Origin of the sequence: Sulfitobacter sp. SH22 (assembly GCF_965641905.1) — a bacterium.
In the GTDB taxonomy this organism is placed as follows: domain Bacteria; phylum Pseudomonadota; class Alphaproteobacteria; order Rhodobacterales; family Rhodobacteraceae; genus Sulfitobacter.
On sequence record NZ_OZ282573.1, the window covers coordinates 245,626 to 259,073 of the forward strand.

Below are 13,448 nucleotides of genomic sequence, written 5' to 3' on the forward strand. Positions count from 1 at the left end.
ACAGATATGACGCGCGCCGAAATCCAACACGACGCTGAGCATTTCCCGCCCCAAGACAGCGGCATCTCTGCGCATAATGTGACCGTGACCTATCGCAACGGTCACACCGCGCTTTATGATGCGAGTTTCGAAATCCCGCGCGGTACGATCACGGCATTGGTGGGGGTGAACGGCGCGGGCAAATCTACGCTGTTCAAGGCCATCATGGGCTTCGTGCCCGCCGCCGCAGGCGAAATCAGACTGCTGGGCAAAACGGTGCGCGAGGCCCTGCGCGAGAACCTTGTTGCCTATGTGCCCCAATCCGAAGAGGTCGATTGGGCCTTTCCGGTGCTGGTGCAGGATGTGGTGATGATGGGGCGCTATGGCCATATGGGGTTTTTGCGCCGTCCCAAGGCCGCCGATCACGCCGCCGTGGACGAGGCATTGCGCCGCGTGAACATGACCGAATTCCGCGACCGCCAGATTGGCGAATTGTCCGGTGGTCAACGCAAACGCGTGTTTCTGGCCCGCGCTTTGGCGCAGGATGGTCGGGTGATCTTGTTGGATGAGCCTTTCACGGGCGTCGACGTCAAGACCGAGGACCAGATCGTCGCCTTGCTGCGCGAATTGCGCGACGAGGGCCGTGTGATGCTGGTCTCGACCCATAACCTTGGCTCCGTGCCCGAATTTTGCGACCGCACCGTGTTGGTCAAGGGCACGATCCTTGCCTACGGTCCGACCGAAACGGTCTTTACCCATGACAACCTTGAACTGGCGTTTGGCGGTGTGCTGCGCCACTTTACCCTGGGGGGGGACGACCTGCATGAAGACGATGACGGCCGCGAACTGCGGATCATCACCGACGATGAACGCCCCTTTATTCACTATGGCGAGGCCCGGGTGAAAACCGGGGACGACACATGATCGACCTGCTGCTAGAGCCGTTCGGCTACGGCTATATGTTCAACGCCATGTGGGTGTCGGCCATGGTTGGCGCGGTATGTGCATTTTTGTCCTGCTATCTGATGCTGAAGGGCTGGTCGCTGATCGGCGACGCGCTGAGCCACTCTGTCGTGCCCGGCGTGGCGGGGGCCTATATGCTGGGTCTGCCCTTTGCGCTTGGGGCGTTTCTGGCGGGCGGTCTGGCGGCGGGGGCGATGTTGTTTTTGTCGGGGCGTTCGGGGCTCAAGATCGACGTGATCATCGGCATTATCTTTACCTCGTTTTTCGGGCTGGGGCTGTTCATGGTGTCGCTGTCGCCCATGTCGGTTAGTATCCAGACCATTATCATGGGCAATATTCTGGCCATCGCGCCGTCGGATATCATTCAACTGGCGATCATCGGGGTGGTGTGCCTGACGGTTCTGCTGCTGAAATGGAAAGACCTGATGGTCACGTTTTTTGACGAGAACCATGCGCGGTCCATCGGGCTCAAGCCGGACCTGCTGAAGGCGATATTCTTTATGCTGCTGTCGGCTGCGGTTGTGGCCGCGATGATGACAGTGGGCGCGTTTCTGGTGATTGCGATGGTGGTCACCCCGGGTGCCACGGCCTATCTGCTCTGTGACCGGTTTCCGCGCCTTATTATTGTGTCGGTGATCATCGGCACGCTCACGGGGTTTCTGGGGGCCTATGCCAGCTATTTTCTGGACGGTGCCACGGGCGGTGTGATCGTCACGTTGCAAACCGCGATCTTCCTGCTGGCGTTTGTCTTTGCGCCCAAACACGGCGTGCTGGCGGCGCGGCGCAAGGCGGCCCAGGCGTTGCAATCCTTGCGTCAAGAGGCCCGGTCATGATCGAGACCTTACTGTTCCCGTTCCAGTTTCCCTTCATGCAAAACGCCTTTTGGATCGTGCTGCTGGTGGCCCCGCCCACGGCATTGCTGTCGTGTTTTCTGGTGCTCAAGGGCTGGGCGCTGATGGGCGATGCGGTCAGCCATGCGGTGCTGCCGGGGGTGGTGCTGGCATGGATCACGGGCATCCCGCTGATCATTGGTGCCTTTGCCGCCGGTATGTCTTGTGCCCTGCTGACGGGGTATCTGAGCCATAACAGCCGGATCAAGCAGGACACCGTGATGGGGGTCGTTTTCTCGGGGATGTTCGGGATCGGGATCATCATGTACACGTCGATTTCAACCAACCAGCATCTGGATCACATCCTGTTCGGCAACATGCTGGGGGTCGGCCCGCAGGATCTGTGGACGGCGGGCATCATCTCGGCCTTTGTGACGGCGTTCATGGTGCTGAAGTGGAAAGACCTGCTGCTGCATGCCTTCGATCCGGCCCAGGCGCAGGCCAGCGGTCTGAGAACCGGCGTGCTGCATTACGGCTTGCTTGCGGTGCTGTCGCTGACCATCGTCTCGACCCTGACGGCGACGGGATTGATCCTTGCTGTGGCGTTGCTGATCACACCGGGGGCGATTGCGTTTCTACTGGTGCGCAGCTTTGGCCCGATGCTGATTGCATCGGTGGTGGTTTGCACGCTTTCGATGTTCGCGGGCACCTATCTTAGCTTTTTCATCGACAGTGCACCGGCCCCGACGATCGTGTTGATCCTGACGGCGGTGTTCATCGCGGCCTTCATGAACCGTCTTTACGTGACGCACAAAACCTCGCGGATCGCGGCAGAGGTTGACCCGCGCTGACAGACCGTCGCAGACTGCGAAAGATGCCGCAGGTATGTCAGGGGTCGCTTTGGCGGTAGGGCATCTGTGGCCAGTCCTGACGGAGGCCAGCCATGTCGATTTTTCCCCGCACGTTGTTCACAAACGAGCATGACCAGTTTCGCGACATGGTGCGCCGCTATTGCGAGGAAAAGGTAAAACCGCGTCTTGCCGAATGGGGCGAAAACCAGCGGGTTCCAAAAGCCGACTGGCAAGAGGCCGGTGCCCTTGGCCTGTTGAACGCCTGGCTGGCCGAGGACTATGGCGGCATCGGCCAAGGCATCCTGTTCGACATCATTGTTGCCGAAGAACTGGGCCGCATCGGGGCGACCGGGCCGGGGTTTTCGCTGCATTCGCTGATTGTGACGCCTTACATCAACAATCATGGCAGCGACGAGTTGAAATCGCGCGTGCTGCCCAAGATGGTGACGGGCGACATTATCGGTGCAGTCGCGATGACAGAACCGGGAACCGGCAGCGATCTCGCCGCCATCAAGACCCGCGCCGAACCCCATGGCAACGGCTGGAAGATCAACGGGCAAAAGACCTTTATCACCAACGGGAAAAACGCCGATATCGTGGTGACGGCCTGCATCACCGACCCCGACAAGGGGGCCAAGGGCATTTCCCTTTTTGCGATTGAGCGCGACATGGAAGGGTTCAGCAGGGGCCGTAATCTGCGCAAGATCGGGCAGCACGGCAACGACACGGCTGAATTGTTCTTTGAGGATGTGTTCGTGCCCGCGGAAAACCTGATCGGTCAGGAGAATAGGGGATTTAGCTATTTGATGCAGGAACTGGCGCAGGAACGGTTGCTGATTTCTGTACAATGTCAGGCCCGCGCCGAGGGTATCTTTGACCTGACCGTGGACTACGTCAAAGAACGCAAAGCCTTTGGCAAACGTATCCTGGATTTTCAGAACACCCGTTTTGCACTGGCTGCGGTCAAGGCCGAGCTCATGGCGGGGCGCGCGTTTTGCGACGCGTTGATCCAGCTGCGGATCGACGGCAAGCTGGACCCGGTTCAGGCATCGGCGGGGAAATTGCACCATTCGGAACTGTTGGGACGGGTTGTGGACCAGTGTCTGCAACTGTTCGGCGGCTACGGATATATGGAGGAATACCCCATCGCGCAGGCCTATGTGGATGCGCGGGTCGAGCGTATTTATGCCGGTACATCAGAGATCATGAAAGAGATTATCGGCAGGTCACTTGACGCAGACCGGGCCTGAAAACGCTGCGCTGTCGCCGGGGGCGGGGCCGTCTTGAGCGCGCTGACCCGGTCAGTTGATGGCCCTAAATGGCGTGACGAGGTCTGGGCGGCGATTCGTCCAAAATAAGGCGTTTGGGTCCCGATCGTGAACAAACGGTGCTAATTTTTGGGCATTGGTTCCAATGTGGCTTGAACATATCGTGATGAAGCCGCCGCAGGGCCCCGCATCCAAGCTTTTTGTCCGGTGTTTCCATAAATGACACAATGAACCGGCTGTTTTCCCCAATTTGCTAATTTTCTCTTAATATGTGGGGGTTTCACGGGGGAGGCCGCAAAGCGTGTTTCAGGGATATTGAAACAATAAACACGCGAGGGTTGATGTTACCCTTCCGGCACACTCTCTACCTATGATTTTATGACAATTTGCACTTAACCGTTATGGTATTTTTCCCTTCCAGCAACCTCTTGGCAAGGATATAAAGTAAAGGCCCAACTGGGGGGCAAAGTCTAAAGGTCACGGGGGCGGCCGCATTGAACGCGTACTTTTGTGTACGGGATAGATGTGTTCGCCATGCTGCTAAGCTGTCGAATGTTACATTGGCATAATTTGTGCCGTGTTAAGTCGCTTGCGACTTGTCTTCCCTTCAGAAGGGCCGAAGTTCACTGCGGGTCGTCGTTTGACCGCTGGAGTGCGCCTTGGGTTCATTGCGTTTGCTGCAATCTTGCAGCCCGTTCGGTTGACGGGTGGAGGAGAAGAAGATGATGACCAGATTTGAAAAAGTCGAGATGCTGAAAGCACCGATTGTACAAGCCGGAACCGACCACGGTCTGACCGGCGGCCCTGCCTGTGCATCTTCGTCTAATCACCCCATTCGCGTTAAAACGAAACCACATGTTTTTCCCATGAGCCTTGTCCACGGCACATATATTGCCCGTCTGTTTGCACGATTGCACCCAGTTGATTTGTTTAACCCATTAACCAGCGGCGGTGGAAGTTTTCCACGGTCGCGGCACGAAATTAAAGGCGGCGCACGGCGCGGCTTGAACTGAATACGCTTCGCCCGGTGACCGGGCCTATCACAGATACGAGGCGGACAGCTCAGTCCTAGCGCGCCCAACCAGACTTTGGAGACGACCAAATGACACTTTTTCTTGGCAGCCTGATTGATCTTTGTTTCGGCACAAAGACAAGCTCGACACCAACACCACCCCCTACTGGCAAGGATGGTATCGTTGATGGTTCCGGCAATAATGATCTGATCAACCTGGCCTACACGGGCGACCCCGACGGGGACCGCGTGGATGCGAACGACGCCGTCTTTGGAAATGTCGGATCGAACGACGATATCATTCTGGCGCGCGGCGGGAACGACACGGTTCTGGCTGGCGAAGGCAATGACTCCGTCTTTGGCGGGTCGGGTGACGACAGCATTCTGGGTCAAGACGGCAATGACGTGTTGTTTGGTGACGGGGGTGTGTCCAACCTGGAAGATGCGGCACGCGAAAGCTTTGAATGGTCGAAAGCGCCCGACCCAAGCGGCAACGGCACCTCCATCGACGAAGATGACAACCTCAAGGCGGGCTTTGTGCAAAACACAGGCACCGTGAATGTGACATTCGAGCTGAAGACCTATTCGCCCTATAACTACGCCACCCAAGAATACACCTACGACCAGCAGAACGTATCGGGCATTGTCGGGGACGGCAGTGCAATCAATCAACACAGTGCGTTTGAGACATTGGCAAATAATTCGGGCAAAACAGCCTTTGAATTGCGCTTTGATCAGGCTGTTGGGAATGTGTCGTTCAATATCAACGATATCGACAATGGCGGCCAGGTCAAAGTGCTCGCCTATGATGCGGCTGGCAATCTGATCGATGTCGATCTGACCGGTGGTTCGGGCGTTCAGCTGATCGATTCAGATGGCTTGTTCGGTGTCGACACAGCCAAAAGCCTGGGCGGTGACGAAGCGGCAACCGGCTCGAAATACTCGGTAAACGTATCCATCGAAGGCCCGGTTTCGCGGATCGAATTCATTCACACCGCGACCACCTCCAGCAACTCTGGCGTCAACGTCACGGATGTCTATTTCGACAACCCGGCCTCGTTGATCCTGGATGACGGCACCTTTGGTGACGACACGATTTCGGGTGGCGAAGGTGACGATGTGATCTTTGGCGACAGCGGCAGCCAGACGGCGACCGTCCGCGAGAACTTTGAATGGGAAGGCGTCAGCGGTGCCCAAATCGACAGCGGTTTCACCCAGGATACCGGCAACGTCACCGTTACCTATGCGCGCACTGTTGATTCCGGCAGCCACGAGTCGGACGCAGGAACAGTCCTGCTGAACACCGACGGCATTGTCTCGAACGGTGATCCGGTTGATGACAACAGCTCGCTCCAGTCGATCACAAACGGCTATGGCAACACCGGCGAATTCAGCTGGGACTTCTCGACAGCCGTGACGAACGTTTCGTTCAACGTCAACGATATAGACACCGATGGTGTGGTCAAGATCACCGCATTCGATGTGGATGGTAACCCGATTACCGTAAACCTGACCGGTGGCTCCGGCCTGACATTGCGCGACACCGATCTGGTGGCGGGCGCTGATACGGCTGACAGCAATGGCGGCGACGGTGCCGTAAACTCGGGCACATATAACCTGAATGTCGACATTCCCGGCCCGGTAAGCCGCATTGTTCTGACGCATACGCAGGATGGCTATACCAACTCCGGCATCAACGTGACCGAGATGTACTATGACGCACTAACAGGCGAAGTCGGTGCCGGTGACGAGGGCGGCGACGACGTCATCATGGGCGATGCCGGCAATGACACCATCTTTGGCGAAGGCGGCAACGACTCCATCGAAGGGGGCTCCGGCACCGACTATATCGAAGGCAACAACGGCGATGACACCATCGCTGGCGGCACGGGCAATGACACCATTTATGGGGACAACAACGCCGCAGGTTCCCCCACGCCAACCGGCGAAACCGTGCGCGAAAGCTTTGAATGGGACAAGGCTCCCGATCCAAGCGACAGCACCGCCGTTGATAACAACGACAACCTGTCCGGCGGCTTCACCCAGGACACCGGCAACGTAGATGTCGCATTCTCGGTCACCAATGCGTACAAAACACCTGAAACAACATTCTCGACCGACCAGCAAAAGGTCCATTCGATCACCGGCGATGCCGAGGCGACCAACCCCTACAGCTCGCTGGCATCGCTTGCCAACGAAGACGGAGAACGCGCGACCTACAAGCTTGATTTCTCCAAGGATGTGACCAACGTCAGTTTCCGCATCAACGACATCGACAACGCATCGAAAGTCGTGATCGTAGCCGTTGGCCCCGATGGCACACGCACGCCGATCGACGTATCCACCGGCGGTGGCATCACGGCGCAGAACCTCGATGGCATCGGTGGCAATGAAACCCTGATCAGCACCGGCGGGGAGGGGGCCGATACCGATCCGACCTACTCCGCCTTGGTGAACATCGCAGGTCCGGTTGATTACCTTGAGATCACCCACACAATGGTGCAAACCCTGTCCCCGGGCAATCTGGCCGCGATCAACATCACCGATGTCTATTTCGACGCGCCTGTTGATGCATCTGTTGGCGGCGCGGGCTTTGGCAACGACTCCCTTATGGGCGACGAAGGCGAAGATTTCATTGACGGCGGCGCTGGCAATGACACGATCGAAGGGGGTGCCGATAACGACACGCTGATTGGTGGCGATGACCGTGATTTGCTGACCGGCGGCGAAGGTGCCGACGTCATCAGCGGTGGTGCGGATCAGGATACGATCATCGGAGGCACGGCCGGCGATGTCGTTGACGGCGGCGCGGGCGGCTTTAACCCCGATGCATTGATCAACACCGATACGGATACGCTGGATCTGCGCAGCGTGAACTTCCGCCTGACCGACCTGACCCCTGACAGCAACGGCAACGGCCAGAACGGCACGGTTAACCTGTTTGATAGCGCGGGTAACCCTGCGGGATCCTTCACCTTTACCGAAATCGAAATCATCCTTGGCACCCCCTATGTCGGTCCGGTTGACGGGTTGGAAACGGGCGAGGTGATGAACCCCGGCTATACCGACGCGCAGGGTGACCAGATTGACGGCACCGACGGGGATAACGACACGATCTTTGGCAATGGTGGCGACGACACGATCAACAGCGGCAACGGCGATGACACCGTTGACGGCGGATCGGGCGACGATACGTTTGTTCTGACCGACGGTCTGGACAGCGACGTGATTGTGGGCGGCGAACTGGGCGAGACCGGTGGCGATACCATCGACAGCACCGGCATCAACGACAACCTGACCGTGGTTCTGAGCGCACCGGAAACCGGCACGATCACCGATGGCGTTGACACGACTTCCTTCGAGGAAATCGAGAACATCGCCCTTGGCGGCGGCAATGACACGGTCACCGGCTCTGACGGCGGCGACAACATCAGCACCGGCGGCGGCGACGACAGCGTTGCAGCGGGCGGTGGCAATGACACCATCGCAGGCGAAGGCGGCAATGACATCCTCGACGGCGGCGCGGGCGACGACCTGCTGGACGGCGGCGATGGCAATGACAGCATCGACGGCGGGATCGGCAATGACACCCTGTCGGGCGGCGCGGGCAACGACACCATCAATGGTGGCGACGGGGCCGACAGCATCAATGCAGGCGACGATGCCGACACGATCACGGGCGGTGCCGGTCAAGACACCATCGACGGCGGCGCGGGCGATGACAACATTGCCGCAGGCGACGACGCGGATGTGGTGATCGGCTCCACCGGCAGCGACACCATCGACGGTGGCGCGGGCACGGATAGCTATGACGCGGACGGCTCCCTGCCGGCCGAGCGGATCATCGTCAACGTGGATGACAGCGGCAACGGCACGGTCGAAAAGGTCGTCGACGGCACCACAGATACGGTGACCAGCGTCGAGAATTTCGTGGCCGGCGAACAGCTTGAGCCTGACGTGATCACCCTGACCACGGCGATCAACGCAGGCGATATCCCCACGGATATCATCGGGTTGGACGACAATTCGGTCGGGACCGTGACGGCGCTTGACGGCACCGTGACGGCCTTTGGTCCGGGCGAGGATTACCTGCTCAGCGATATTCTAAGCTATACCTCGCCGGACGGCATTCTGCCCGCAGTGGCACCGCTTGGTGACTTCAAAATCACCGCCGGTGACGAAGCAGGCCAGGTCGGCGACATCACCTTCGAGAACTTCGAAGAGATCAACTTTACCGTTGTGAATGATGGCACGATTGTCGGTCCGGTCGACGGGTTGGAAACGGGCGAGGTGATGAACCCCGGCTATACCGACGCGCAGGGCGACCAGATTGACGGCACCGACGGGGATAACGACACGATCTTTGGCAATGGTGGCGACGACACGATCAACAGCGGCAACGGCGATGACACCGTGGACGGCGGATCGGGCGACGATACGTTTGTTCTGACCGACGGTCTGGACAGCGACGTGATTGTGGGCGGCGAACTGGGCGAGACCGATGGCGATACCATCGACAGCACCGGCATCAACGACAACCTGACCGTGGTTCTGACCGCGCCGGAAACCGGCACGATCACCGATGGCGTTGACACGACTTCCTTCGAGGAAATCGAGAACATCGCCCTTGGCGGCGGCAATGACACGGTCACCGGCTCTGACGGCGGCGACAACATCAGCACCGGCGGCGGCGACGACAGCGTTGCAGCGGGCGGTGGCAATGACACCATCGCAGGCGAAGGCGGCAATGACATCCTCGACGGCGGCGCGGGCGACGACCTGCTGGACGGCGGCGATGGCAATGACAGCCTGGATGGTGGCGATGGCAACGACGTTATCTCGGGTGATGAGCCGGGTGTTGCCGGGGTGCCGGATGCCGATCTGCCTTTGATCTCGGAACCATTCGATCAGGATCCGAACCCGAATGACAACAAAGACACGATCAACGGGGGGGCCGGCAACGACACCATCGACGGTGGTGACGATGCGGATGTGATCGACGGTGGTATCGGTGACGATGTCATCGAAGGCGGGATCGACGACGATACCATCACCGGTGGCGAGGGCGACGATATCATCACAGATATCCAAGGCTCGGACAGCATCTTTGGCAACGATGGCAACGACTCCATCATTGCCGGTGTCGATACGTTCTCGGATTATCCGAACGACCAGCAGTTCATCACGAACCCGCTGACCGGCGCGACAATCCCGAACCCGTTCTTTGGCACAGGTGATCCGAACCCGGACGACAGCCGCGACTATGTCGATGGTGGTGCGGGCAATGACACCATCCGTACTGGCGATGATGCCGACACGATCTTTGGCGGGACGGGCCACGATTCAATCAACGCCGGTATTGACGACGACTTTGTAAGCGGTGGTGACGGCAACGACAGCATCATCGGCAGCCATGGCTCCGATACGTTGCGCGGCAATGACGGCAACGACACGATCTGGGGTGGCTTCGGTCCTGAAACCATTGCAGGTGTCGATGGTGATATCATTGACGCGCTGGATCCACAGCCGAACAACGGCAAGGATCTGATCGAAGGCGGTGCCGGCGACGACGTTCTGTACGGTGAAGACGATGACGACACCATCTTTGGTGGTGCCGACAACGACTATATCGACGGCGGGATCGACGATGACAGCCTTGATGGCGGTATCGGCAATGACACCATTCTGGGGGGGCAGGGCGATGATACCATCCTCGGCGCACAAGGCGATGATGTCATTGACGGCGGCGTTGGCAACGACTCCATCTTTGCGGGCAATGATCACGACAGCGTCCTGGGCGGCGACGGCAACGACACCATTGACGGTGGTCAGGGCAACGACACCATCGACGGCGGCACCGGAGACGACTCTATCACGGGCGGCTTTGGCGAAGACAGCATCCGTGGTGGTGACGGCAACGACACGATCTTTGCGGCTGGCGACAATGACACCGTAGACGGTGGCGACGGCGACGACAGCATCAGCGGTGTACGCGGTGATGACAATCTTTTCGGCGGCGAAGGTAACGATACCATCGACGGCGGCGAAGATAACGACGCGGTGTCCGGCGGGGCCGGCAACGACAGCCTGCTGGGTGGCTTTGGCAATGACGAATTGCTGGGCGGCTCTGGCGACGACACCATCAGCGGTGGCGGCGACAACGACACCATTCGCGGCGGGGCCGGCAATGACAGCATGCGCGGCGATGACGGGCAGGATACCTTCCTTGATGTCAACGGCGGCGACACCATCGACGGTGGCAGCGGGTCTGACCCAAGCGACTTTGACGTCATCGACCTTACCGGTTCGTTGAACGGCGGCGGGTATCGTCTTGAAAACATCACCCCGGATAATGACCCCGGTGATACGATTGACGGTGACAGCCCCAATGACGGTTTCGACGGGACGATTGTCTTGACGGACGCCGCCGGGAACGACACAGGCCGGTTGGACTTTACCAACATCGAAAGCATCGTCCCTTGCTTTACGCCGGGCACGTTGATTGCGACGGCAAAAGGCCAGGTCCGCGTCGAAGATCTGCAACCGGGCGATCGGGTTATCACCCGCGACAACGGTTTGCAGGAAATCGCGTGGGTCGGTCAGAAATCGTTGACGCAAAAAGACTTTATCGCACGGCCAGAGCTGAAGCCGGTTCTGATCAAGGCAGGGTCTTTGGGTGAAAACATGCCAGAGCGTGATATAATGGTATCGCCGAACCACCGGATGCTGATCGCGGATAAAGGAGCGTCGATGTATTTCGACGAGCCGGAAGTTCTCGCAGCCGCCAAGCACTTTGTTGGCAAGGACGGGATCTGTCACGTTGATGTATCCCAGACGAGCTACATCCACTTTATGTTCGAGCGTCACGAAGTCGTGCTGTCGGATGGAACGTGGACGGAAAGCTTCTATCCGGGTGACTATACCATCGACGGCCTTGGGGCAGAGCAGCGCGATGAAATCCTCGCACTCTTCCCAGAGCTTGAGACAGAGGTCGGCATGAAGGGCTACCGGACGGCACGTGCAACGCTCAAGAAGTATGAAGCCAAACTGCTTCTGCGTTAATTCAGGTTTTGGAGCCCGCTGGGAGGCGGGCTCCAAGGCAGCTACAGTTGATTGATGGGGCATCGGTGGGGAGCCGTTCCTGACAAACCGTCAGGCGAAATCAATCAATCCGAAACATAAACCACGCTGATACAATCAGAAGGCCGTTTCATCGGGGCGCAGAGTGCAGTTCTGCGCCCCGATTTTTGTGCATATGCATTTATTTTTCGATGTTTGCGCAAACATTCTTGCTTCTGCGTATGAACGATTTACCCTAGAGCTTCGGGTCGTCCTATGCGCCGCAAACTGCGAGGGCCTAAGCGCGATCACTCTGGGAGGAGAAAATATGACGGAAAATAAAAACCTTAACCGGCGGTCGTTTCTGACAAAATCCGCCGTTGCCGGTGGCGCTGCTGCTGGTGGTATGCTGGCTGCACCTGCCGTTCTTGCGCAAGCGCCGCTTGTGATCAAGATGCAGACATCTTGGAATGACGCCAACATCTGGCAGGACTTTGCCCGCGATTATGCGTCGCGCGTCGAGGAAATGTCGGGCGGCCGCGTCAAGGTAGACGTGTTGCCAGCCGGTGCTGTTGTTGCCGCGTTCCAGGTTCTGGATGCTGTGAACGACGGTCTGATTGATGCCGCGCACTCGGTTCCTGTTTACTGGTACGGCAAAAACAAAGCCGCGTCCCTGTTCGGCACGGGCCCTGTTTTCGGCGGTTCCGCAACGACCATGCTGTCGTGGTTCTATGAAGGTGGCGGTCAGGCGCTGTATAATGAACTGACGCAGGATATCATGGGTCTCGACGTTGTTGGCTACATGGGCTTCCCGATGTTCGCGCAGCCCTTTGGCTGGTTCAAAGAAGAAGTGAACACCGTTGCCGACTTGCAGGGCTTCAAATATCGCACAGTTGGCCTTGCGGCTGACCTGATGGCCAAGCTTGGCATGTCCGTGGCGCAGTTGCCCGGCGGTGAAATCGTGCCTGCGATGGAACGTGGCGTGATTGACGCGTTCGAATTCAACAACCCGTCGTCGGATAAAGACTTTGGCGCGCAGGACGTTGCCAAGAACTACTATCTGTCCTCGTACCACCAGGCATCCGAAAGCTTCGAATTCCTGTTCTCCAAGACCTTCTTGGAAGATCTGGACCCCGACATTCAGGCGATCCTGAAATACGGTGTCGAAGCGGTGTCGACGGCAAACACAGCCAAGGCGATGAACCGGTACTCTGCGGATCTGCAATTCTTGCAGAACGATGCAGGCGTGAACGTACGCCGCACCTCCAAAGAAATCCTCGATGCGCAGCTCAAGGCATGGGACGAACTGATTCCAGAACTGGAAACAGATCCGTTCATGAAGAAATGCCTGGACAGCCAGCGTGACTGGGTCAGCCGTGTCTCGTACTACGAGCTGATGAACGCGCCTGATTACGGGTTGGCTTACGAGCACTACTTCCCCGGCAAGATCAAACTTTGACCGCTAAGGTCTGAGTGGCGAAACGAA

At 58.3% G+C, this 13,448-nt stretch carries 7 protein-coding genes; all 7 read left to right on the forward strand.

The window, feature by feature from the left end; translation table 11 throughout:
- The first annotated feature begins 6 nt into the window (after window positions 1–6).
- A complete protein-coding gene (locus ACSQ13_RS03320) occupies window positions 7–903 on the forward strand; it encodes a manganese/iron ABC transporter ATP-binding protein (protein WP_255200074.1) in 897 nt (298 codons plus the stop codon).
- Complete coding sequence (locus ACSQ13_RS03325) at window positions 900–1,775, forward strand: metal ABC transporter permease (protein ID WP_176248442.1); 876 nt, start codon at window positions 900–902, stop codon at window positions 1,773–1,775. The genes ACSQ13_RS03320 and ACSQ13_RS03325 overlap by 4 nt, the downstream gene beginning before the upstream one ends.
- Window positions 1,772–2,623 (forward strand): metal ABC transporter permease, encoded by an 852-nt coding sequence (locus tag ACSQ13_RS03330; protein ID WP_176248441.1) that lies wholly within the window; start codon window positions 1,772–1,774, stop codon window positions 2,621–2,623. Before ACSQ13_RS03325 ends, ACSQ13_RS03330 begins: the two co-directional genes overlap by 4 nt.
- Before the next feature lie 92 nt (window positions 2,624–2,715).
- Entirely contained in the window at window positions 2,716–3,873 is a 1,158-nt protein-coding gene (locus ACSQ13_RS03335) for an acyl-CoA dehydrogenase family protein (RefSeq protein WP_295509666.1), read from the forward strand.
- Between the two features lie 740 nt (window positions 3,874–4,613).
- Window positions 4,614–4,904, forward strand: a complete 291-nt coding sequence (locus ACSQ13_RS03340) for a hypothetical protein (RefSeq protein ID WP_295509667.1) — start codon at window positions 4,614–4,616, stop codon at window positions 4,902–4,904.
- An 89-nt stretch (window positions 4,905–4,993) separates the two neighbouring features.
- Window positions 4,994–11,965, forward strand: a complete 6,972-nt coding sequence (locus ACSQ13_RS03345) for a Hint domain-containing protein (RefSeq protein WP_435988146.1) — start codon at window positions 4,994–4,996, stop codon at window positions 11,963–11,965.
- A 325-nt stretch (window positions 11,966–12,290) separates the two neighbouring features.
- Complete coding sequence (locus ACSQ13_RS03350; RefSeq protein ID WP_176248438.1) at window positions 12,291–13,421, forward strand: TRAP transporter substrate-binding protein; 1,131 nt, start codon at window positions 12,291–12,293, stop codon at window positions 13,419–13,421.
- The last annotated feature ends 27 nt before the right edge of the window (window positions 13,422–13,448 follow it).

Bases quoted from the DNA above. Each gene is read 5' to 3' on its own strand.
- ACSQ13_RS03335 (WP_295509666.1), top strand. From the start codon at position 2,716: ATGTCGATTTTTCCCCGCACGTTGTTCACAAACGAGCATGACCAGTTT.
- ACSQ13_RS03350 (WP_176248438.1), top strand. From the start codon at position 12,291: ATGACGGAAAATAAAAACCTTAACCGGCGGTCGTTTCTGACAAAATCC.
- ACSQ13_RS03340 (WP_295509667.1), top strand. From the start codon at position 4,614: ATGATGACCAGATTTGAAAAAGTCGAGATGCTGAAAGCACCGATTGTA.
- ACSQ13_RS03345 (WP_435988146.1), top strand. From the start codon at position 4,994: ATGACACTTTTTCTTGGCAGCCTGATTGATCTTTGTTTCGGCACAAAG.
- ACSQ13_RS03325 (WP_176248442.1), top strand. From the start codon at position 900: ATGATCGACCTGCTGCTAGAGCCGTTCGGCTACGGCTATATGTTCAAC.
- ACSQ13_RS03330 (WP_176248441.1), top strand. From the start codon at position 1,772: ATGATCGAGACCTTACTGTTCCCGTTCCAGTTTCCCTTCATGCAAAAC.
- ACSQ13_RS03320 (WP_255200074.1), top strand. From the start codon at position 7: ATGACGCGCGCCGAAATCCAACACGACGCTGAGCATTTCCCGCCCCAA.